The organism is Rhizobium sp. R693 (assembly GCF_002211315.1).
Taxonomy (GTDB): Bacteria; Pseudomonadota; Alphaproteobacteria; order Rhizobiales; family Rhizobiaceae; genus Rhizobium.
The window spans coordinates 367752-390185 of record NZ_LOKY01000034.1 but is presented as its reverse complement, the minus strand read 5'-3'; the positions used below and the strand labels follow the sequence as shown (position 1 = coordinate 390185).

Sequence of the window (22434 nt, the reverse complement as noted above, 5' to 3'; positions counted from 1 at the left end):
AGATAGATGGTATTCGCCCTCGAGTTTGAGCGTTGCGGCTCATCGGAAATCGCTCTTGACATATTTGGAACGTTCCAATTATGTGGCATTCAAGTTGGCGCGAACGCCGGGAGGAATTCATGACCAAGGGGCGGGTGACCGTCATTGACATCGCCAAGGCTGCCGGCGTCTCGAAGTCGACGGTGTCACTGGTGTTGCAAGGGTCGCCGCTCGTGAACGAGGGGACACGAGCCAAGGTCAATGCCGCGATGCGCGAGCTTGGTTATGTCTATAACCGCGGGGCCGCGAACCTGCGCCAAACGAGCGCGAAATCGAAGATCATCGGTGTCGTCGTCAATGACCTGACCAACAGCTTCTTTGCCGAACTTGCGGTTGGCGTCGACATGGTTGTGCAGTCAGCTGGGTTCGTGCAGTTCCTCTCGAATACGAGCGAGAGCATCGACCGGCAGCGGGAAGTTGTTGCCTCCATGAGAGAACACGGAATCTCGGGTCTCATCGTCTCTCCGGCACGCGCGACCGAGGCGGCGGATTTCAAGCCGCTCGTTGCCGCAGGTATTCCGGTCGTCGTCGTTGTTCGCAGCCTGCCTGGTGCGAAAGTCTCGTCGATTGTTTCCGACAATCAGGGCGGGACGTCCGCGGCGGTCGAGCACCTGGCATCTTTGGGTCACACCCGAATTGCGTTTCTCGGTGGATTTCCTGATACGGCGGTCTTCGAGGAGCGTCTTGCGGGCTATGCCGACGGCATGAACGCGGCCGGCCTCGGCTTTCATGAGGAACTCGTTGTCTCGTCAGCGCCGTCGAGGGCGGGCGGCGTCGATGCGATCGGGCGAGCGATAGCGATTGGCGATCGGCCAACAGCAGCGGTCTGCTTCAATGATGCGGTCGCCTTCGGTGTGTGTGACGGCCTGCGCGCGCGTCGTCTGGAGCCTGGTCGTGATTTTGCTGTCGTCGGTTTCGACGACGTGATCGAGGCGCAGACGGCAGTCCCGGCGCTTACGACCATTTCCGTTGATCCGCAAAGCATGGGCCGGCGGGCAGCCCAGCTTCTGCTCAAACAGATCAATGCAGGCAAGGCGGAGCCCGAAAGCGTGACGACCGCTGTTCGGCTTGTCGTTCGCGAGAGCTGTGGAGCCGCGCAGAAGAATGCAGGAAGGAAGATGGCATGACGGTTCGTTGGGGGCTGATTGGCGCGAGCACCATTGCGCGCGAGTGGGTGATCGGGGCTATCCGCGCAACCGATGGCGATATAGTCTCCGTCATGAGCTCCAGCGCCGAGCGCGGCCGGTCCTATGCGACGGAGAACGGGATACCAAGGCACGTCACTGACGTCGATGCCCTCGTGAATGATCCTGATGTCGAGGCGGTTTACATCTCGACAACCAACGAACTTCACCGCGATCAGGCGATCGCTGCGGCGAGTGCCGGCAAGCATGTTCTTTGCGAGAAGCCGTTGGCGATGTCGCTGCAAGATGCGCACGACATGGCGAAGGCGGCAAAGGACGCTGGGGTTGTGCTCGCCACGAACCACCATCTCCGCAACGCCTCCACCCACATTGCCATGAGAGACGCGATCGCGGCCGGCAAAATCGGCAAGCCGCTTGCCGCGCGGGTCTTTCATGCCGTCTATCTGCCGGCCCACTTGCAAGGCTGGCGACTGGATAAGCCGGAAGCTGGTGCCGGCGTCATTCTTGATATCACCGTTCACGACACCGACACGCTGCGGTTCGTTCTCGGGCGTGATCCGGTCGAAGTGGTAGCGTTCTCGCAGGCGGCCGGGATGGGCAAGCCGGGCGTCGAAGATGGCGTCATGGGCGTGATGCGTTTCGAGGACGGTGTCCTCGCGCAGTTTCATGATGCCTTCACCACCAAGTATGCCGAAACCGGCTTTGAGGTGCATGGCACCGAAGGCTCGCTGATCGGCCGCAACGTCATGACCCAGCGCCCGGATGGAACGGTGACGCTGAGGAACGCCGAAGGCGAACAGCAACTGCCGACCAATGCGAGCAATCTCTATGAAACTGCACTGAAAGCGTTCCACGCTGCCGTGGCCGGCAACGGCCGTCCTTCGGCGACGGCGGAGGATGGCATCTGGTCGCTTGCGACCGGCCTTGCTGTTGTCGAGGCGGCCAAAAGTGGTTCCGCCGTGAAAATCGAAACAGGACTTTGAGTAATTCAATGAGCAAGCACATCACCCCGGCGGAAGCTGCCGCACTGATCCCCGACGGTGCCGTCGTATCCGTGTCGTCATCGAGCGGCCTCGGATGCCCCGACCTGATGTTGAAGGCGATTGGCGAGCGTTTCGACAGCACCGGCCATCCCCGGGATATCACGACGCTGCATCCGATCGCAGCCGGCGACATGAGCGGCATCAAGGGTGTCGACTACATCGCCAAGAAGGGACTGCTGACGAAGATCCTCGGTGGTTCCTATCCATCGGGTCCATCCAGCGCGGAGCCGCCGCTGATCTGGCAGATGATCACCAACAACGAGATTCCGGCCTACAACATCCCGTCGGGCATCATGTTCGATATTCATCGGGAAGCTGCTGCCAAGCGCCCTGGCGTCCTGACGAAGGTCGGTATCGACACCTTCGTCGATCCGAGAAGGCAGGGCTGCGCGATGAACGACCTTGGGGCCCAGGAGCCGGTGGTCAAGCGCGTCGTGTTCGAAGGAGAGGATTGGCTGTTCTTCCCGTCGATCGTGCCGCAGGTCGCTATCATTCGTGCAACCACGGCCGACGAGCGCGGCAACCTGACATACGAACACGAGGGTGCCTATCTCGGCGGTCTGGATCAGGCTCTTGCTGCCCGCAACAATGGCGGCATCGTCATCGCCCAGGTCAAGCGCATCACCAAGGAAGGTTCGCTGAAACCGCACGACGTGCGTATACCTGGTATGTTGGTCGACTATGTCATCGTCGATCCAGACCAGAAGCAGACCACGCAGACGCTCTATGATCCCGCCATATCGGGTGAAATTTTCCGGCCGCTCGACACGTTCCGTGTTCCGGAATTCAATATCCAGAAGGTCATCGCCCGCCGCGTGGCCCAGGAGCTTGAGGCCGGTAGCTGCGTCAACCTCGGATTCGGTATTTCCGCCAACGTGCCGCGCATCCTGCTTGAGGAGGGGCTGCACGGCTCGGTCACCTGGGTGATCGAACAGGGCGCTGTCGGTGGCGTTCCATTGCTGGATTTCGCATTCGGCTGCGCTTCCAATGCGGATGCCTATATGCCGTCGCCATACCAGTTCACCTATTTCCAGGGCGCCGGCTTCGATGCTTCGCTCCTCTCGTTCCTCGAGATCGGCAAGGATGGCTCGGTCAACGTTTCGAAGCTTTCCTTCCGACCTCACGTTACTGCCGGGGCAGGCGGCTTTGTCGATATCACCGCGCGGGCGAAGAAGATCGTGTTCTCCGGCATGTTCAATGCGGGTGCGAAGCTTGCGATCGCTGACGGCAAGCTGGTCATCGAGAAGGAAGGCAAGCTGAAGAAGCTCGTCAACGAGGTCGAGCATGTCACCTTCTCCGGCAAGCGGGCGATCGAGCAGGGGCAGGACATCACATATGTCACCGAGCGGTGTGTGATGAAGCTGGCGCCGGAAGGTGTTGTTCTTACGGAAATCGCGCCTGGCATCGACCTGCAGACACATATCTTCGATCAGTCCGAGTTCCCGCTCATCGTGGCAAAGGACCTCAAGACCATGGATGCAATGCTCTTCGGCGAAGCGAACATTGGTATTTCTCTACCGAAGAAGGGCGCCCGCATCCTGGAGGGTGTCTTCAATGGCTAGCGGCACGGTCAGAATCCAGGTCGAGGATCACGTCGCGATCATGACGGTCTCGCGGCCCGAGAAGCTGAATGCGCTTGACCTGGACATGCTGAAGGCATTGGCGCGTGCGGCCGACGAAGTCGAGGCGAACGCCGATGTGCGCGCCGCGATCCTGACGGGCGAGGGCAAGGGTTTCTCGGCAGGCGGCGATATCAAGGCGTGGGGCGGAATGCGGCCGGAGGAGTTCGGCCATGCTTGGGTCCGCTATGGGCACCGCGTTTTCGAAAGGCTCGCGACGCTGAGGGTGCCGCTGATTGCCGCCCTGAATGGCCACGCTCTCGGTGGCGGGTTGGAGCTTGCAGGTGTCGCGGACATTCGCATCGCCGAAGAGCACATCAAGATCGGACTTCCGGAAACGGGACTGGGCATGGTGCCAGGCTGGTCCGGCACGCAACGTCTTGTGAAGCGTTTCGGAGCGCAGGTGGTACGTCGCATGGCACTGGGCGGTGAGATTTTCACTGCCGAGGAGGCGCGTGTCCTCGGCATCGTTGACGCGGTCACATCAAGCGGAAACGTGGTTGATACCGCTAAGGAATATGCGCGACGGGTCGCGTCGAGAGGACCTGCGGCGCTGGAGATCGTGAAGCTGATGATCGCGTCGGCAAATGGCGAGGACAACGGCGCTGCCGTCGAGGCCCTGGGGTCGATCCTGGTCGCGAAAACCGCCGATCTCAAAGAGGGCGTCGCGTCTTTCAGCGAGAAGCGCCCGGCTAAATTCAAGGGAGAATGGTAATGACGGTTCTGGTCAATCCAAGAGCGCTTAGCGACCACAAGGCCCGCGACTTCAAGATGCTGCTCGACGGCAAGTGGGAAGCTGGATCTGCCCAGCCGATCGAGCGCGTTGCTCCAAGCCATGGTGTCGTTGTGAGCCGCTTCCCGACCGGCAGCAAGGCGGATGCCGAACGGGCGATCCTTGCCGCCCGCAAGGCTTTCGATCACGGTCCGTGGCCGCGGATGACTGCTTCGGAGCGCTCCGCCATCTTGCTCAAGGCTGCTGACTTGATCGCGGCTCGTGCGGAAGAACTGGCCTTTCTGGATGCGATCGAGGCGGGCAAGCCGATCTCGCAGGTGCGTGGCGAAATAGCCGGCTCGGTTGATATTTGGCGATATGCAGCGGCACTCGCTCGAGATCTGCACGGAGAAAGCTACAACACGCTTGGAGACGGTACGCTCGGCGTCGTGCTGCGCGAAGCGATCGGCGTGGTCTCGATCATTACCCCATGGAACTTTCCGTTCCTGATCGTCGGCCAAAAGCTTCCGTTTGCCCTTGCTGCCGGATGCACCACGGTCGTCAAGCCGTCGGAGCTCACTTCGGGATCGACGCTCGTGCTTGGCGAAATCCTGCAAGAAGCTGGCGTTCCGGACGGTGTCGTCAACATTGTGACCGGTACGGGACCCGAGGTCGGAGCAGTGCTCGCCTCCCATCCGGAGGTCGATATGGTTTCGTTCACCGGCTCCACCGGTGTCGGCAAGCTAACCATGACGAACGCCGCGCAGACGTTGAAGAAGGTCTCGCTGGAACTCGGCGGCAAAAACCCGCAGATCGTGTTCCCCGATGCGGATCTCGATGCATTCATCGACGCCGCAGTCTTTGGTGCCTATTTCAATGCCGGCGAATGCTGCAATGCCGGTTCCCGCTTGATCCTGCACAAGAGCATCGCTTCCGATGTGGTCAAGCGCATCGCTGAACTCTCGAAGGACGTCAAGGTCGGCGACCCGCTCGATCCAACCACGCAAGTTGGTGCTATCATCACGCCGCAGCATTTGGAGAAGATCGCAGGCTACGTGGCCGGCGCGACCAGCAGCGGCGCGCAAGTCGCACATGGCGGCGAGAAGCTCGACCTCGGCATGGGACAATACATGGCGCCGACCATTCTAGAGGCCGTGACGCCCGGTATGGCGGTTGCCCGCGAAGAGGTTTTCGGCCCTGTCCTCTCCGTGCTCACGTTCGAAACCAGAGCGGAGGCGATCGAGATCGCAAACGCGATCGACTACGGGCTTTCGGCAGGCGTCTGGAGCTGTGACTTCGATACCTGCCTGACTGTCGGGCGCAAGGTGAGAGCCGGGACGATCTGGATGAATACCTTCATGGACGGGGCCTCCGAACTGCCGTTCGGTGGTTACAAGCAATCCGGCCTCGGGCGTGAACTCGGTCGTCACGCAGTGGAGGATTACACCGAGACCAAGACGCTCAACATGCATATCGGCGGCCGCACCGGCTGGTGGATGCCGCGGTAAGGTTGCCGAAGGAACTCAAGTGAGAGAAAGGAGGGGTAATATGGCTGGGTCGGCATTCGCAGGTTGCGCGACGTTCGCGCGTTGGAAGTCGCGCGCTCCTCGCTTCCTCGCGGCTGTGTCCCGGGACTTTGCGATGCACAAAGATACGCCGCCACGCTTGGACGTCATTTCCGGCACTCGCGGTTTCTCAATGCAGCTGTCAATTGCAGCCAACGGAAAGGGGAGGCTGTGGCGTCAGCAGCACCTGCAACTGGTCCATATCCGTCTCGCCGCTGATCCGTTTCTTGAGGATGCGGCCTATCTGCTCTCCGGTGGCTGTCAGGTCTTCGTAGATGGTCTCGACCTTGGGCTGAATGGCGGAGAGGAGCTGCGAGGTCTGCTTGGCGACGATGTCGTACTCGACGCCGAGTGTAAGTCCCCAGTCGCTCATGCCTGTTATGGTGGCGAGCGCGCAGACTTCGCCGCCGCACGTGAAGGCGTCCGGCGGATCGGGCTCGCCATGGCGTCGGGCGATGCGGTCGCGGATCGCGCCGGCCGGATGATCGAGGTCTATTTCGGAGATCACCTCATAGGCGCAGCCGGCTTCGCGTACGGCTGTCATGAAGCCGTGCAGGATATGGCTGCCGAAGCTGAACTGCATCGGGCCGCTGATCAGGGCCGGCTTGCGGCGTCCCTTGGCGATCAGTCGCTTGGTTGCCTCGTAGGCGAAGGTGAAATTGTCGTAGTCGACATAAGGATGCGGGGTGGAGAGTTCGGTGCGGCCGTGCGTGACGAACGGAAAATCGTGCTCCATCAGCAACCGCACGCGCGGGTCGAAAGGCTCGGTGCGCGACATTACCAAACCGTCGGCCATGTGGTTGCGCATGATGTAGTTGACCGCCTCGATGTTTGTCGTGTGGGGCAGGTTGGGCATGACGATCAGATGGTAGGCGGTGCTTTGCAGCGCCTTGGCGATGCCGGACATGATCGAGGTACCATAGCCGAGAATTTCCTCGTGCGGCTCAAGCAGGATGGCGATGACATTTGTGCGGCCAGTCTTCAGGCGCTGGGCGGCACGATCGGGGGAATAGCCGACCTCAATCGCGATCTCGCGGACACGCTTACGGGTTTCATGATTGATCACCGGGTCGTCCGACAGCGCCCGCGAGACCGTGGTTACGGCAAGGCCTGCCATGTCCGCGATGGTGCGCAGCGTTGGTTTGCCGCTCCTGCGGGTCGATCTGGTCGTGGGCGGCATTGCGATGCGAGACACGCTCGGCTTTCCTCCAAAGGGGACGGATGGCGGGACACTAACGCGACAGCGAAGCCGATGCAATGCTGGACTGGAAACGTTTTAAATTTTGGACTCAGCTCGATTGATTCTGTAGCTTTGTCTAAAAAATCAACAAAAACAGGTCAAAATCAATGTTGCCCCTAGCGTGGACAGGAAAAGCGGGTCACTTGACTTGGTTAAGTTTATAACGTTTTAAATTAATCCACGCGGCGTTCGCGCCGTGGTAGCCAGAGCCTTTGTGCGGGGAGTGTGCACGGGCTTTTGAACGCGGATTTTCCGCATTTGTGAACTTGCAAACCGGGAGGAAAACGATGCGCAAGTTTTTGATGACGACTGCTTTGGTGACAATGACGGTGGCTGGCCTCGGCGCCGCCAAGGCCGCCGACGTGAAAGAAGTGCAGATGCTGCATTGGTGGACGTCGGGCGGCGAAGCTGCGGCCCTCAACGTCCTCAAGCAGGATCTGGCGAAGGAAGGATTTGCCTGGAAGGATGTGCCGGTCGCCGGCGGTGGCGGTGATGCGGCGATGACCGCGCTCAAGGCCATGGTCGCTGCAGGCACCTATCCGACGGCCTCGCAGATGCTCGGCTATACCGTTCTCGACTATGCTCAGGCGGGCGTCATGGGGGATCTCACCGAGACGGCGAAGGCCGAGGGCTGGGACAAGGCGGTTCCGGCGGCTCTGCAGAAGTTCTCCGTTTATGACGGCAAGTGGGTTGCAGCCCCGGTCAACGTTCACTCGGTCAACTGGCTGTGGATCAACAAGGCCGTCATGGACAAGATCGGCGGCACCGAGCCAAAGACCTTCGACGACCTGATCGCGCTGCTCGACAAGGCCAAGGCTGCCGGCGTCGTTCCGTTGGCGCTCGGTGGACAAAACTGGCAGGAAGCGACCATGTTTGACTCGATCGTGCTGTCGACAGGCGGCCCCGAGTTCTACAAGAAGGCCATGAACGATCTCGACGAGGAGTCGCTGAAGTCGGACACGATGAAGAAGTCGTTCGACAATCTCCAGAAGATCGTCACCTACGTCGACCCGAACTTCTCCGGACGTGACTGGAACCTTGCAACGGCCATGGTCATCAAGGGCGATGCGCTCGTTCAGGTGATGGGCGACTGGGCAAAGGGCGAATTCGTTGCGGCCAAGAAGACGCCGAACACGGACTTCCTGTGCTACCGCTTCCCCGGCACTGACGGCAGCGTGATCTATAACTCCGACATGTTCGGCATGTTCAACGTGCCTGATGATCGCAAGGCGGCGCAGGTCGCGCTTGCCAAGGCAACGCTGTCCAAGAGCTTCCAGTCTGCGTTCAACGTCGTCAAGGGCTCGGTTCCTGCTCGTACTGACGTTCCGGATACCGACTTCGACGCTTGCGGCAAGAAGGGTATCGCCGACCTGAAGAAGGCCAACGAAGGCGGCACGCTGTTCGGTTCGCTGGCGCAGGGCTATGGCGCTCCTCCGGCAGTCGCGAATGCCTACAAGGACGTCATCTCCAAGTTCGTACATGGCCAGATCAAGACCTCCGATCAGGCCGTCGAAGAACTCGTCAAGGCTATCGAGGACGCCAAGTAATCAAGGCCTCCCACGGTCTTCCCCGCCCTTCGTGGCGGGGAAGATTCGGCAACGGACGATCTCGTTGGAGGAGATGACCCCATGAGCACCATCGCTACAGATAAAACCGTTCTCGCGCCGCACCGGGGAACGCCAATTTCAATCCGCGCGCGGCTGCAGGACGCGCTGCCGAAGATCGTGCTCGCGCCGAGTTTCGCCATCACGCTTGTTTTCGTCTACGGCTTCATCATCTGGACAGTCTATCTGTCCTTCACCAATTCCAAGACCTTTCCGTCCTACGCCCTGACGGGGCCGCGCGCCTATCAACGGCTTTGGCGCTGGACGTTTGAAAGCGATCCGCCCTCCAGTTGGTACACTTCGATCACCAATATGGGCATTTTCGGCGTGCTCTATGTCGGCATCTGCCTGGCGCTCGGACTGTTTCTGGCGATCTTGCTGGATCAGAAGATCCGCGGCGAGGGCATACTGCGACCGATCTTTCTGTACCCGATGGCGCTTTCCTTCATCGTTACCGGCGTTGCCTGGAAATGGTTCCTCGATCCGGGCCTTGGCCTTGAGCAGACGCTGCATCAATTCGGCTGGACGAGCTTTCACTTCGACTGGATCAAGAACAAGGATTTCGTGATCTACACCGTCGTGATCGCCGGCGTCTGGCAGGCGTCCGGCTTCGTAATGGCGATGTTTCTTGCCGGCCTTCGCGGCATCGATAGCGAGATCATGAAGGCGGCGCAGATCGACGGCGCAACCACGGTGCAGCTCTATCGGCGCATCATTATTCCGCTACTGCGACCGATCTTCCTGTCGGCTTTCATCGTGCTCGCCCACATGGCGATCAAGTCTTACGACCTCGTCGTGGCGTTGACATCCGGTGGCCCTGGCGGCTCGGCCTGGCTGCCTTCCAACTTCATGTACGAATACACGTTCAAGCGGAACGAGATGGCGGTCGGTTCGGCAAGCGCCGTGATCATGCTGATGACGATCTCGGCGATCATCGTTCCCTATCTCTATTCCGAGCTGCGGGAGAAATCGCGATGAGCGCTGTCACCTCGACCATGTCCGACGCAGCCAGCGCGTCCCGCCGCAGAATGTTCAGCCGAATCTTCATCTACGGCCTGCTGGTCATATTCGCGATCATCTACCTGATGCCACTGTTCGTCATGCTGGTTACCTCGTTCAAGACCATGGATGAGATCCAGAACGGCAACATGCTTTCGCTGCCGAAAGCACCCACCATCGATCCCTGGTTCAAGGCCTGGGGCGAGGCCTGCGTCGGCCTGACCTGCGCCGGCATCAAGGGGTACTTCTGGAACTCGATCAAGATGGTCGTTCCGGCCGTGGCGATCTCAACGATCATGGGTGCGCTCAATGGTTATATCCTGACCAAGTGGCGCTTCCCGGGCCATACGCTGGTCTTCGGCTTGATGCTGTTTGCCTGCTTTATTCCGTTCCAGTCGGTTCTCCTGCCCATGGCGACCATCCTCGGCAGCCTCGGACGCTTCGGGGCGACGCTGCGCAATCAGATTGGCGTGTCGCTGGGCTTCGGTAATTCGACGGTCAATCTGGTCACCGTTCACGTCATCTACGGACTTGGCTTCACGACGCTGTTCTTCCGCAACTACTACGAGGCTTTCCCGACAGAGTTGGTGAAGGCGGCCCAGGTGGACGGTGCAAGCTTCTTCCAGATATTCCGACGCATCATGCTGCCCAATTCGTTGCCGATCATCGTGGTCACGGTCATCTACCAGTTCACCAATATCTGGAACGACTTCCTGTTTGCCTCGGCCTATGCGGGAACGGGCGATTCCATGCCGATGACCGTGGCGCTGAACAACGTCGTGAATACCTCCACGGGTGTCGTTGAATATAACGTCAACATGGCCGCGGCGATGATCGCAGCCCTGCCGACACTCCTCGTCTACATTCTCGCCGGCCGCTACTTTGTGCGTGGCCTGATGGCGGGCGCTGTCAAAGGATAATCCAATGGCTTTCCTCGAAATTTCTGGTCTCAAGAAGCGTTTTGGCTCGTTGGAGATCCTGAAGGGCATCAACCTTGAACTGGAGAAGGGCGGCTTCCTTGTGCTGGTCGGTCCGTCCGGCTGCGGCAAGTCGACGTTGCTCAACACCATTGCCGGGCTGGAATCGATCACTGAGGGTGACATTCGCGTCGATGGTCGAAGCATCGCCGACCTGCATCCATCGAAGCGCGATATCGCGATGGTGTTCCAGAGCTACGCCCTCTATCCGAACATGACGGTCGCCGGGAACATATCGTTCGGTATGGAGATGCGCGGCGTACCGGCTGAGGAGCGCAACAAGGCGATCGACAAGGTCGCCAAGGTGCTTCAGATTGGCCATCTGCTCAATCGCAAGCCGAGCCAGCTTTCGGGCGGCCAGAGGCAACGCGTTGCTATGGGCCGCGCCTTGGTACGCGATCCCAAGCTCTTCCTGTTTGACGAGCCGCTCTCAAATCTGGACGCCAAGCTGCGCGTCGACATGCGCATCGAAATCAAGCGGCTGCACCAGGCGACCGGTACGACGATCGTCTATGTGACCCATGATCAGATCGAGGCAATGACGCTCGCAACCAAGATCGCCGTCATGCGCGATGGCGAGGTGCAGCAATTCGGAACGCCTGCGGAAATCTACAACAACCCCGCCAACATGTTCGTCGCTGATTTCATGGGGTCGCCGGCCATGAATCTTCTCGCGGGTACGATCGAGAAGGGTGCTGCGGGGCTGACCGTATCGTTGGCCCGTCCGCACGGGGAGCCGGTCCGGCTCCCGGTCACAGCAGGCAATGGTGCGCTTGAGGCGCATGCGGGACGGGAGATCGTCTTCGGCATCCGACCGGAGGCGCTGACCGACCCGGATGGCGCGGACCGTAACGCTAGGGCGCTAGCCGAAAGCGATTGCCTGATCGAAGTCGTGGAGCCGGCGGGATCCGATACGTTTGCAGTGACGAAGCTTGGCGGGAAGGAAGTCGTGGCGCGTCTGCGCGCGGACGCCCGAATTCAGCCGGGGCAGAGCGCTCGCCTGGCGTTTAATCTCGACAAGGCGGTCTTCTTCGATCCCCAAAGCCAGACGCGTATCGCTTAGTCGAAAGCCGGATTTTCGGAAATGAGCAGCACTCCTGATATCGTCATCATAGGGTCGGGCGTGGGTGGGTCCACCGTTGCCGCGGGGTTGGCATCGACCGGGGCCGAGATCCTGATCCTCGAGGCTGGCGACTTCATCGCCGATCGCCCGGAGAACCGCGACCAACGGGCCATCTTTCAGCGTGGGCATTTTCGCCCGAAGGAGATGTGGTACGAGGCGGACGGTACCGCGTTCAATCCCGGCAACTACTACAATGTCGGCGGCAATTCGAAATTCTACGGCGCAGTGCTTTCGCGCTATCGCAGTGAGGATTTCGAGGAGATCCGCCACAGGGAAGGGGTCTCGCCTGCATGGCCGTTTCCTTATGAAGTTTTAGAGCCGTGGTATAGCCGCGCAGAACGGATGTACGAGGTTCGGGGAAACCTCGGAGACGACCCGACGGAGCCCGTACACTCGGACAACTACGACTATCTGCCGGTTCCCGACGAGCCGCCGATTGCCGATGTCAGAGCGCGGCTTAAGGCGAAAGGCCTGCACCCGTTTTCGCTGCCGTTGGGGGTAAACGTCGACGCTTGGCTGTCCAAGGCCAGGACACCTTGGGACGCGCACCCCAATTCCCGCGATGGGAAAATGGACGCGGAGACCGCTGCGTTGCTGAAGGCCCTGGAATATCAGAATGTCCGCCTCGAGACAAACGCGAAGGTGACGAAGCTCGAGGCTGACGGAAACGGCCGGATCGCCCGCGTCGGCTACCGCAAGAATGGTGAGGACCTGGCTGTCGCTCCGAAGCTGGTCATTCTGTCGGCCGGCGCTGTCCAATCTGCTGTCTTGTTGCTGCGTTCGGCTGACGCGCGTCACCCGAACGGGCTTGCGAATTCCTCCGATCAGGTCGGGCGGAACTTTATGAACCACAATTCGTCGGCGGTGATCGCCGTGTCGCCGACCTATCGGAACACGGCTGTCTATCAAAAGACGTTCGGGTTCAACGATTTCTACCTGTCGGACGGCAACGGTGGTCCGCCGCTCGGGAACGTTCAGTTGCTCGGCAGAATCTCGGCGAAGGTCTTGAAGGGCTCGCTGCCCTGGGCACCGGAATGGCTGCTCCAGAACATCACCGGTCATGCGATCGATTTCTATGCGATGAGTGAGGATATACCTCACCCGGAAAGCCGCGTACGGGTGGATGGGGAGCGTATCGTCCTGCAATGGCAACGGACGAATTGGGATGCACACCTCGAACTGGTCGAGAAGCTGAAGGCGGTCCTCAAGTCGATCGGATTCCCGATCGTTCTTTCAAAGCCGTTCGATAAACGCACGCCGTCTCACCAGTGCGGCACCGTCAGGATCGGCAACGACCCCGCCAGCGCGCCGCTGGATCCCTATTGCCGTTCCTACGACCACCGGAACCTCTTTGTGGTGGATGCCAGCTTCCTGCCGACCTCGGCCGCGGTTAACCCGGCTCTCACGGTCGCCAGTCAGGCATTGCGGGTTGCCGACCATATCGCTTCGAAGGACCTGCAAGCATGACGGAAGGTGTTGAAAGGCCAGTCGCCATAGTCACCGGCGGACGCCGCGGCATCGGTCTCGGGATTGCGACCGCACTGGCTAAAGGCGGCTACAACATCGTGATTACGGGCGTCGGAGCAGCAGAGGAGAGCCAGGACGTCATCAACGAGCTTCGCGGTTTCGGAGTGGATGCGATTTATCTACAGGCGGATGTTTCGGATGTTTCTAGGCATGACGAGACCGTGCGCGCGGTGCTTTCGAACTTCGGCCGCGTCGATTGCCTCGTCAACAATGCCGGCATGGCAGCGGTCGTCCGTGGTGATTTCCTAAGTCTGCTTCCGGAAAACTTCGATACGATCATGGCGACGAACCTCAAGGGCACGGTGTTTTTCACGCAGGCCGTCGTCAAGGCAATGCTCGTGACAGGAGCGGCTCCCCATCCGAGATCGATCATCAACATCACCTCGGTCTCAGCCGAGGCGAGTTCGCCGGAACGACTGGATTACTGCATCAGCAAGGCTGGTCTTGCCGCTTTCTCGCAGGGGCTCGCATTGCGGCTCGCGGATTCGGGGATTGCCGTCTTCGAGGTGCGCCCCGGGATTATCCGGACCGACATGACTGCCGGCGTGACATCGAAATATGACGCTCTCATCGAAAGTGGCCTCGTGCCGATGAAACGATGGGGCGAGGCTGATGACCTCGGGAAAATCTGTGCGGCATTGGCGTCCGGCGACTTCGGTTTTGCCACCGGCACCGTCATCGACGCCGATGGCGGCCTGTCCATTCCTCGCTTGTAACGGGATAGAAATATGCGTTTCGACTACATTATTACCGGCGCCGGTCCCGCGGGATGCGTGCTGGCCAACCGGCTCAGCGAAGACCCCAGCGTCAATGTGTTGCTGCTTGAAGCGGGCGGCGGCGATTGGAATCCCTTGTTCCACATGCCCGCGGGCTTCGCGAAAATGACGAAGGGCGTCGCGAGCTGGGGCTGGGAGACCGTTCCGCAAAAGCACATGAAGGGCAGGGTGCTGCGTTATACGCAGGCGAAGGTGATCGGCGGCGGCTCATCGATCAATGCACAGCTCTATACCCGGGGTAACGCCGCAGACTACGACCTCTGGGCAAGCGAGGACGGATGCGAGGGATGGGATTATCGCTCCATACTGCCGTACTTCAAGCGCGCCGAGGACAATCAGCGCTTTGCCGATGACTATCACTCCTATGGCGGTCCCCTCGGTGTCTCGATGCCTGCCTCTCCGTTGCCGATCTGCGACGCCTATATCCGGGCCGGGCAGGAACTAGGCATCCCGTATAATCATGACTTCAATGGCCGGCAGCAGGCGGGCGTCGGTTTCTATCAGCTGACGCAGCGCGACCGCCGTCGGTCCTCGGCATCATTGGCCTATCTTTCCCCGATAAAGGCGCGAAAGAACCTGGTGGTCCGGACTGGCGCCAGGGTTGCGCGCATCGTCCTAGAGGGGCATCGCGCCGTCGGCGTCGAGATCGCGACGGAGCGGGGCCCCGAAATCGTCCGCGCCGAACGCGAGGTACTTGTGTCGTCGGGTGCGATCGGGTCGCCCAAGTTGCTCCTTCAATCGGGGATCGGCCCAGCGGACCATCTTCGATCGGTAGGGGTGAAGGTACACCACGACCTCCCTGGTGTCGGTGGCAACCTGCAGGACCACCTCGATCTCTTCGTCATTTCCGAGTGCACCGGTGACCACACCTACGATGGCGTCGCGAAGCTTCACAGAACGATCTGGGCGGGTGTCCAGTATGTCCTGTTCCGAACGGGTCCGGTTGCCTCTTCTCTCTTCGAGACCGGGGGCTTCTGGTATGCCGATCCGGACGCGCGGTCGCCGGATATTCAGTTCCATCTCGGCCTGGGATCCGGCATTGAGGCTGGGGTCGAGCGCTTGACGAACGCTGGTGTGACCCTGAATTCGGCCTACCTGCATCCGCGTTCGCGTGGAACCGTGCGGCTTTCCTCGGCTGATCCGGGTGCGGCACCTCTGATCGATCCGAACTATTGGTCCGACCCGCACGACAAGGCCATGTCACTGGAAGGATTGAAGATTGCGCGGGAGATCATGCAGCAGGCCGCGCTCAAGCCCTACGTTCTGGCTGAGCGACTGCCGGGCCCGAGGGTCATGACCGACGAGCAGCTCTTCGACTACGGCTGCGCGAACGCGAAGACGGATCACCATCCAGTTGGCACGTGCAAGATGGGGACGGGGCCGGAAGCTGTTGTCGGTCTCGATCTCAAGGTCCATGGTCTCGATGGGCTTCGCGTGTGCGATTCGTCGGTCATGCCGCGAGTTCCATCGTGCAACACCAACGCACCGACAATCATGGTTGGCGAACGAGGCTCCGACCTTATCCGGGGGCTGCCACTGTTGCCCGCAGCGATCTTTGCTCACGAGCGCAACGAAACGCGACCGAGGGCGAGAGCAATCGTCAGCTAGACCGAGTGTTCGGGGCTGCGAACTTTGAAAATGGAGTAGGATTTGACTTCCGATCCACGCGCTTTCCTGCAAACCCTGTTTCACGAGGCGGTCAAGGCCGCCGACCCGTACGAGGCATTGGTTCGCCATCTGCCAGATCCGCCGAAAGGCAGGACGATTGTTGTCGGAGCGGGAAAGGCAGCAAGCCAAATGGCGGCGGCGTTCGAGCGCGCCTGGTCTCACCCATTCGACGGTCTGGTTGTTGCCAGGCACGGGCCGGTCGCGGACTGCCGATCGACCAAGATTCTACAGGCGGCTCATCCCGTCCCAGATAGAGCGGGCCTCATCGCCGCCGAGGCGCTCATGAACCATCTGCATGGGTTGACCTCCGACGATTTGGTTATCGCCCTGATATCCGGTGGCGGTTCTGCCCTTCTGCCGGCCCCTCCGACCGGCTTCACCCTCGCCGACGAAAGCGCCCTGAACGAAGCGCTCCTGGCGTCGGGTGCTCCGATCTCCGGCATGAATGTCGTGCGGAAGCATTTCTCCCGCATCAAGGGCGGGCGGCTCGCCGCTCTTGCTCACCCGGCAAAGGTCGTCAGCCTCGTCGTTTCCGATGTTCCGGGAGACAATCCGGCCTTCGTTGCGTCGGGGCCAACGGTGCCCGACAGCAGCGACGCGGAGGAGGCGCTGCGCGTGATCCGGGATTACCGGATCAATCTCCCGGCGCGGGTTATTGACTGTATCCGAAATGCCAGAGCGCCAGGGGCCGGCGATCGCATGTTCGCCAACAACGAGGTCCATGTGATTGCCTCGGCGCGGGTGTCCCTGGAGGCGGCTGCCGAGCGTGCAAGATCTCTTGGCGTGCAACCTCTTATTCTTTCGGATTCGATCGAAGGCGAGGCGAAGGATATCGGTAGGATGCACGCGGCGCTCGCTCGTGAGTTCTTGGCGAAACCTCCGGTTCCAAAGCCTCTGGTGCTGCTTTCCGGTGGGGAGACCACCGTCAGCATCGGATCTGGAACATACGGCAAAGGCGGACGAAACTCCGAGTTTCTCCTCTCCGCGGCAATCGATCTTCAGGGCGTCGAGGGTGTCGTGGCGATGGCTGCGGATACCGACGGCATCGACGGGTCCGAAGACAATGCCGGCGCCTTCTGCGACGGCGGGACGGTGGCGCGCATCAGGAGCGCCGGCGGCGATGCGCGGGCGTTCCTCGCGCGCCACGATGCATGGTCGGCCTTGCACCTTGCGGGCGATCTCTTCGTGCCAGGACCGACGGGTACGAACGTGAATGATTTCCGCGCTTTTCTTGTAAAGTAGGCTGGCAGCGAACGGTCGAGCAGCTTTAGCGTGTGCCGTCCGTTGGCATCTGCATCAAGCGCAGGCAGCTGCAAATCAATGCGCGACAAGCCTTTGTCGGCACGACGTCAACAACGCTTATGCCTTTGTTGTATTTGAGGAAGCCCGCCCCAGGCCCCTCAGGGGCGGGCTCTATCGATCCGGACCCCTCCGGACCGCGGCTGATGGTGAGCCGCTGAAAATACAAATGCCCGGTGTCGCGCCTTGAAACAACCAAAAGCTGCTTTGTTGGTTATTTGGTAAGGTTACCGGCGGTTCGACCTACCGTCTGGACATCGGACGGGACTCTCTTCAACACTGCGTGCGAGTGCGTTCCTCGACGAGGAGTGAGCGAGGCTGAACAACGGAAAAGGGGATTGGTCATGGTCGACCGGCTGAAGGGGAAGATCGCAATTGTTTCAGGTGGCGCGACAGGCATGGGCGGGGCGGCCTCGCGTCTCTTTGCTGCCGAGGGCGCCAAGGTGGCCATCATTGACCGGAATGAAGCGGCGGCTCGCCAAACGGTGGAGGAGATACGCGCCGCAGGCCATGTCGCCGATTACTGGATCGCCGACGTGTCGGAAGAGGCCGCCGTCATCGCGGCAGTCAAGGGTGTGGAAGAAAGGTTCGGCGCCGTCACGGTGCTCTTCAATCACGCGGGGACGATCGTCATCAAGCCGTTCCTCGAGACCACGCTTGAGGAGTGGGAGTGGCTCCATGCGGTCAACGTGCGTTCCATGTTCCTGATGACGCGGGCCGTCCTGCCGGGGATGATCGCCGCGGGCGGCGGTTCTATCGTCTGCACATCATCGATCTCGGCCGTGGCCGCAACGCCGATGGAGGTGCTCTACGACACAACGAAAGGGGCGGTGCATATGTTTGCGCGCGCGATCGGGGTGGAGTTCAGGGATCGGAACATTCGTTGCAATGCCGTCTGCCCCGGCTTCATCCGCACACCGCACGGATTGCGCGAGGTCAGCGAATTGCAGAAGCTTGGCGTCGATGTGTCGGACGCTGCCATTGCCGCTCAGCAGGGCCGGATCGGCGAGCCTGAGGACGTGGCGCGCGCCGCGCTCTACCTCGCCAGTGACGAATCGATGTTCGTCAATGGCGCGCATCTCTTTGTCGATAACGGGTTCACCGCTATCTAGGTGCGAGAGACTTGCCAGCGCAAAATAAAAGGGGCCGAGATCGTGATCTCGGCCCCTGTCATCCGTGCGCTGCAGAACTCGCTTACTTGCCCGTTTTCGTGGCGTGGCGGCGGCCCTTGCCGATATCGGGCAGGAAGATGGTGAGCAGACCGAGCAGCGGCAGATACGAGCAGATCTTATAGACGAACTCGATGCCCATGTGGTCGGCCACCATGCCGAGGCCTGCCGCGCCGATGCCGCCGATACCGAAGGCAAAGCCAAAGAACAGACCGGCGATCATGCCGACGCGACCTGGAACCAACTCCTGCGCAAAGACGACAATGGCCGAGAAAGCCGAGGCGAGAATGACGCCGATCAGGAAGGTCAGGAAGACAGTCCAGCTGTAGTCGGCATAAGGCAGGGCAAGCGTGAAGGGCAGGGCGCCGAGGATCGAGAACCAGATCACGAACTTGGTGCCGAACCAGTCGACGACGGGACCGCCCGCGACGGTGCCGATGGCGACGGCGCCGAGGAATACGAACAGCAGAATCTGCGCGTGCTGCACGGACACGCCGAATCGCTCGATCATGTAGAAGGTGTAGTAGCTCGAAAGGCTTGTCATGTAGACGTATTTCGAGAACACCAGCAGCGCGAGGACGCCGATCGCCGCGATCACCTTCGCGCGCGGGAGATGTAAGGCAGGTACCGCTGCCTTGCGGCCGGCATTGTTCTTGCGGTGGTCGGCATACCAGGCGCCGACGCGCCACAGGATGATCATGCCGGTCAGCGCTGCAAGCGAGAACCATGCAACGCTATGCTGGCCACGCGGCAGCACGATGAAGGCCGCCAAAAGCGGACCGATCGCCGAGCCGAAGTTGCCGCCAACCTGGAATAGCGACTGAGCAAGTCCATGGCGTCCGCCTGATGCCAGCCGGGCAACGCGTGAGGATTCCGGATGGAATACGGCGGAGCCGAGGCCGACAACGCCCGCACCGATGAGCAGAACCCAATAGGCGTGCGCATAGGCGAGCAGCACCAAACCGATGAGCGTGAAGCCCATGCCGACAGACAATGAATAGGGCAATGGGCGCTTGTCAGTGTAGATGCCGATCAGCGGCTGCAGGAGCGATGCAGTGACTTGAAACACCAGGCCAAGGAAGCCGATCTGCGTGAAGTCGAGGCCGTAGCCGTCCTTGATCATCGGATAGAGAGCGGGGATCAGCGACTGCATGGTATCGTTTAGGAGATGGCAGAAGCTCACCGCCATGATGATGCCGAAAACCGTCTGTTCCGCAGAGTGCCTCTCTGCCGTCATTGCGCTGTTTGTCACGATTTTACTCCGTCCCTTGACGATCTGGAAATAGCGGACTTGCCGCTGTCCCGCTTTCGTGTTTTGGTCTTGTTATTTCGCGAGTGGGCCAAAATGACAAAATCCGGACATGGGTTGGCGATGAGCGAGCTGGCCAGGCTCCATGTGGAGCGTCTTGCAGCCATCGAGGCCGCCTCCGAGCCGGTCTACGCCATCCCCTCGGAATACCCGGCTGGCTACCATGTGAAGCCGCACAGCCATAGCCGTGCGCAGTTCGTTTATGCCCGCGCCGGTGTCGTCATGGTGTCGTCCATACAGGGGCGCTGGATGGTACCGCCGCAGCATGCGCTTTGGATCCCGGCGGGCCTTGTCCACACGGTCGACATGCTCGGCGATGTCACGATGCTGTCCGCATATGTCGCGCCCGGTGCCTTGGTTGATCCGCCGTCGGTCGTGCGTGTCGTGGCCGTGACCGACTTTGCCAGGGCACTGTTCATCGAGGCCGTGTCGCCGCCGGACGCCAAGAGCGACCGGCGCGATCTCGTCATGGCGCTATTGCTTGAGGAGGTCTTGCGGCTTCCTGACAGGCCGTTGGGATTGCCGGTTCCCTCCGATACTCGCTTGGCGGCGCTCTGCCGCGGCTTCATGGAAAGTCCGAGTGCCCGGCTGGTGATCGACGATTGGGCGGACCAGCTTGCCATGAGCCGACGTGCTTTCACCCGATTCTTCCGGAAGGAGACGGGAATCAGTCTGTCGATCTGGCGTCAGCAAGCTGCGGTATTCACCGCCTTGCCCCGCCTCGCCGCCGGAGAGGCCGTTACGGCCGTTGCCCTCGACCTCGGCTACGACAGCGTCGCCGCCTTTACAACCATGTTCAGGCGGATGATGGGGGCCGCGCCCCGCACTTATTTCAGTGCACCTGAACAGTATTGAGGGTTTTCCGGACGATGGATTCGCGGCTTCGCAAGGCCGCGCGATATCGGCGCCGCGCCTCGATATGACGTTTACGTTCACAGCAAGCCTGTGGGTTTCGAAAATTCGAAAAACATTCGTTTGACATTCGAATAATCTTCGCTTTAACTGCATTTACTTTCGCAAATGCGCAGGCATGTTGCGTTGCGGTATATTCTGGCTCGGAGGGGGAACGTGAGCCGTCAGATTCACGATCTTTTCATTATCGGCGGCGGCATCAATGGCTGCGGGATCGCGCGTGATGCGGTTGGGCGCGGCTATTCGGTTGCGCTTGCCGAGATGAGCGACTTTGCGTCCGGCACGTCCTCCGGCGCGACCAAGCTCATCCACGGTGGCTTGCGATATCTCGAGCACTACGAATTTCGTCTGGTTCGCGAGTCGCTGATGGAGCGCGAAGTGCTCTGGGCGATGGCGCCGCACATCATATGGCCAATGCGGTTCGTGCTGCCCTATCACAAGGGCGGCATCCGCCCGGCGTGGCTCATCCGGCTTGGACTGTTTCTCTATGATCATCTCGGCGGTCGCAAGCTTTTGCCGCCGACCGCGGTTCTCGACATGCGCCGCGATCCGGCTGCCAAACCATTGAAAGCACTTTTCACGAAGGCCTTCGAGTATTCGGATGGCTGGGTCGACGACGCGCGTATGGTCGTTCTCAACGCCCGGGACGCCGCCGACCGCGGCGCGCTAGTCATGCCAAGGACGAAGGTCGTTTCGGCGCGGCGCGAGAACGGCTTGTGGTCGATCGAAACGATCGACACCGTTAGCGGGCAATCCAACAGCTTTCAGTCGCGAATGCTGGTGAATGCCGCCGGTCCCTGGGTCGATCATGTCATTCGCGCGGCTTTCGGGCAGAACGAAGCCCACCATGTACGGCTCGTGCAGGGCAGCCACATCATCGTGAAGAAGAAGTTCGACGATCCGCGGGCCTATTTCTTCCAGAACCCGGATAACCGCATCATTTTCGCCATTCCCTACGAGCAGGACTTCACGCTGATCGGTACCACCGACCGTGACTACTCGGCCGATCCGAAAGATGTGAAGATATCCGAGGAAGAGACGACCTATCTCTGCAACGCGGCGAGCGAGTATTTCAAGGAACCCGTGCGGCCGGAAGATATCGTCTGGACTTATTCGGCCGTGCGGCCGCTGTTCGACGATGGCGCCTCTAAGGCGCAGGAGGCGACCCGCGACTACGTGCTGAAGATCGAAGGCGAGGGCAAGGATGCCCCGCTGCTCAACGTCTTTGGTGGCAAACTCACGACCTATCGGCGGCTGTCCGAGCATGCGCTGGAAAAGATCGCCGCGGCGATCGGCGGCAAAGGCGCGCCTTGGACAGCTAAGAGTCATCTGCCGGGCGGGGATTTCGCTGCGACCGGCTATGAGGCGGAAGTCGGAAAGCTGAAGGGTCGCTATCCGTTCCTGGCCGACCGTCACGCCCGGCGGCTGGTGCGCCGATACGGCACAAAGGCATCGGTCCTGCTTGGCCGCGCGGCCAGCACCGAGGAGCTTGGACGCTATTTCGGCGGCGATCTCTATGAGGTCGAAGTTCGCTATCTCATCGATCACGAATGGGCCAGAAGCGCGGACGACGTGCTCTGGCGAAGAACGAAGGACGGCCTGCGTCTGACCAAGGAACAGGCTGCGCTGTTGGAGGAGTACATGGCTGCGCGACCGGCACAAATGGCTGGTTGAAGCGGCAATGTCCCCGCTGTTGAGGAGGCACGGG

General features: G+C 60.6%; 18 protein-coding genes. 16 read left to right on the top strand and 2 right to left on the bottom strand.

The window, feature by feature from the left end:
• The first annotated feature begins 119 nt into the window (after nucleotides 1–119).
• From ATY79_RS22555 to ATY79_RS22535, 5 genes are read left to right on the top strand one after another with little or no spacing between them, the layout of a single operon-like run.
• Complete coding sequence (locus ATY79_RS22555) at nucleotides 120–1166, top strand: LacI family DNA-binding transcriptional regulator (RefSeq protein ID WP_088694484.1); 1047 nt, start codon at nucleotides 120–122, stop codon at nucleotides 1164–1166.
• Complete coding sequence (locus ATY79_RS22550; RefSeq protein ID WP_088694442.1) at nucleotides 1163–2167, top strand: Gfo/Idh/MocA family oxidoreductase; 1005 nt, start codon at nucleotides 1163–1165, stop codon at nucleotides 2165–2167. Before ATY79_RS22555 ends, ATY79_RS22550 begins: the two co-directional genes overlap by 4 nt.
• Before the next feature lie 8 nt (nucleotides 2168–2175).
• On the top strand, nucleotides 2176–3789 hold the full coding sequence (locus ATY79_RS22545; protein ID WP_088704931.1) for an acyl CoA:acetate/3-ketoacid CoA transferase: 1614 nt from the start codon (nucleotides 2176–2178) through the stop codon (nucleotides 3787–3789).
• Nucleotides 3782–4561, top strand: coding sequence for an enoyl-CoA hydratase/isomerase family protein (locus ATY79_RS22540; RefSeq protein ID WP_088704930.1), 780 nt, complete (start codon nucleotides 3782–3784; stop codon nucleotides 4559–4561). Before ATY79_RS22545 ends, ATY79_RS22540 begins: the two co-directional genes overlap by 8 nt.
• Nucleotides 4561–6066, top strand: a complete 1506-nt coding sequence (locus ATY79_RS22535; protein ID WP_088694439.1) for an aldehyde dehydrogenase family protein — start codon at nucleotides 4561–4563, stop codon at nucleotides 6064–6066. Before ATY79_RS22540 ends, ATY79_RS22535 begins: the two co-directional genes overlap by 1 nt.
• A gap of 199 nt (nucleotides 6067–6265) precedes the next feature.
• Here the strand turns inward: ATY79_RS22535 and ATY79_RS22530 are convergent, their stop codons facing one another.
• Nucleotides 6266–7303 carry a LacI family transcriptional regulator gene (locus ATY79_RS22530; protein ID WP_088694438.1) on the bottom strand — a complete coding sequence of 346 codons (1038 nt, stop codon included), beginning with the start codon at nucleotides 7301–7303 and terminating at the stop codon, nucleotides 6266–6268.
• 347 nt (nucleotides 7304–7650) lie between these two features.
• Here ATY79_RS22530 and ATY79_RS22525 point away from each other — a divergent pair, with 347 nt between their 5' ends.
• The 9 genes from ATY79_RS22525 to ATY79_RS22485 all read left to right on the top strand — a co-directional run bounded on the left by ATY79_RS22525 (nucleotide 7651) and on the right by ATY79_RS22485 (nucleotide 18448).
• Nucleotides 7651–8910: an ABC transporter substrate-binding protein gene (locus ATY79_RS22525; RefSeq protein ID WP_088694437.1), complete on the top strand. Its 1260-nt coding sequence runs from the start codon at nucleotides 7651–7653 to the stop codon at nucleotides 8908–8910.
• Nucleotides 8911–8991: 81 nt separating this feature from the next.
• Complete coding sequence (locus ATY79_RS22520; protein WP_088694436.1) at nucleotides 8992–9945, top strand: sugar ABC transporter permease; 954 nt, start codon at nucleotides 8992–8994, stop codon at nucleotides 9943–9945.
• Nucleotides 9942–10886 carry a carbohydrate ABC transporter permease gene (locus ATY79_RS22515; RefSeq protein ID WP_088694435.1) on the top strand — a complete coding sequence of 315 codons (945 nt, stop codon included), beginning with the start codon at nucleotides 9942–9944 and terminating at the stop codon, nucleotides 10884–10886. Before ATY79_RS22520 ends, ATY79_RS22515 begins: the two co-directional genes overlap by 4 nt.
• A gap of 4 nt (nucleotides 10887–10890) precedes the next feature.
• Nucleotides 10891–12006 carry an ABC transporter ATP-binding protein gene (locus ATY79_RS22510; protein ID WP_088694434.1) on the top strand — a complete coding sequence of 372 codons (1116 nt, stop codon included), beginning with the start codon at nucleotides 10891–10893 and terminating at the stop codon, nucleotides 12004–12006.
• Nucleotides 12007–12027: 21 nt separating this feature from the next.
• Nucleotides 12028–13533: a GMC family oxidoreductase gene (locus ATY79_RS22505; protein WP_088694433.1), complete on the top strand. Its 1506-nt coding sequence runs from the start codon at nucleotides 12028–12030 to the stop codon at nucleotides 13531–13533.
• Nucleotides 13530–14309, top strand: coding sequence for a 3-ketoacyl-ACP reductase (locus tag ATY79_RS22500; protein WP_088694432.1), 780 nt, complete (start codon nucleotides 13530–13532; stop codon nucleotides 14307–14309). Before ATY79_RS22505 ends, ATY79_RS22500 begins: the two co-directional genes overlap by 4 nt.
• A 12-nt stretch (nucleotides 14310–14321) precedes the next feature.
• Nucleotides 14322–15977 (top strand): GMC family oxidoreductase N-terminal domain-containing protein, encoded by a 1656-nt coding sequence (locus tag ATY79_RS22495; protein ID WP_088694431.1) that lies wholly within the window; start codon nucleotides 14322–14324, stop codon nucleotides 15975–15977.
• A gap of 42 nt (nucleotides 15978–16019) precedes the next feature.
• On the top strand, nucleotides 16020–17279 hold the full coding sequence (locus ATY79_RS22490; RefSeq protein ID WP_088694430.1) for a glycerate kinase: 1260 nt from the start codon (nucleotides 16020–16022) through the stop codon (nucleotides 17277–17279).
• A 401-nt stretch (nucleotides 17280–17680) separates the two neighbouring features.
• Complete coding sequence (locus tag ATY79_RS22485) at nucleotides 17681–18448, top strand: SDR family oxidoreductase (protein ID WP_088694429.1); 768 nt, start codon at nucleotides 17681–17683, stop codon at nucleotides 18446–18448.
• 82 nt (nucleotides 18449–18530) lie between these two features.
• Here the strand turns inward: ATY79_RS22485 and ATY79_RS22480 are convergent, their stop codons facing one another.
• A complete protein-coding gene (locus ATY79_RS22480; RefSeq protein WP_088694428.1) occupies nucleotides 18531–19742 on the bottom strand; it encodes an MFS transporter in 1212 nt (403 codons plus the stop codon).
• Between the two features lie 108 nt (nucleotides 19743–19850).
• Here ATY79_RS22480 and ATY79_RS22475 point away from each other — a divergent pair, with 108 nt between their 5' ends.
• On the top strand, nucleotides 19851–20669 hold the full coding sequence (locus ATY79_RS22475) for a helix-turn-helix transcriptional regulator (RefSeq protein WP_088704949.1): 819 nt from the start codon (nucleotides 19851–19853) through the stop codon (nucleotides 20667–20669).
• Nucleotides 20670–20882: 213 nt separating this feature from the next.
• Nucleotides 20883–22400 (top strand): glycerol-3-phosphate dehydrogenase, encoded by a 1518-nt coding sequence (gene glpD / locus ATY79_RS22470; RefSeq protein ID WP_088694427.1) that lies wholly within the window; start codon nucleotides 20883–20885, stop codon nucleotides 22398–22400.
• Nucleotides 22401–22434: the final 34 nt, after the last annotated feature.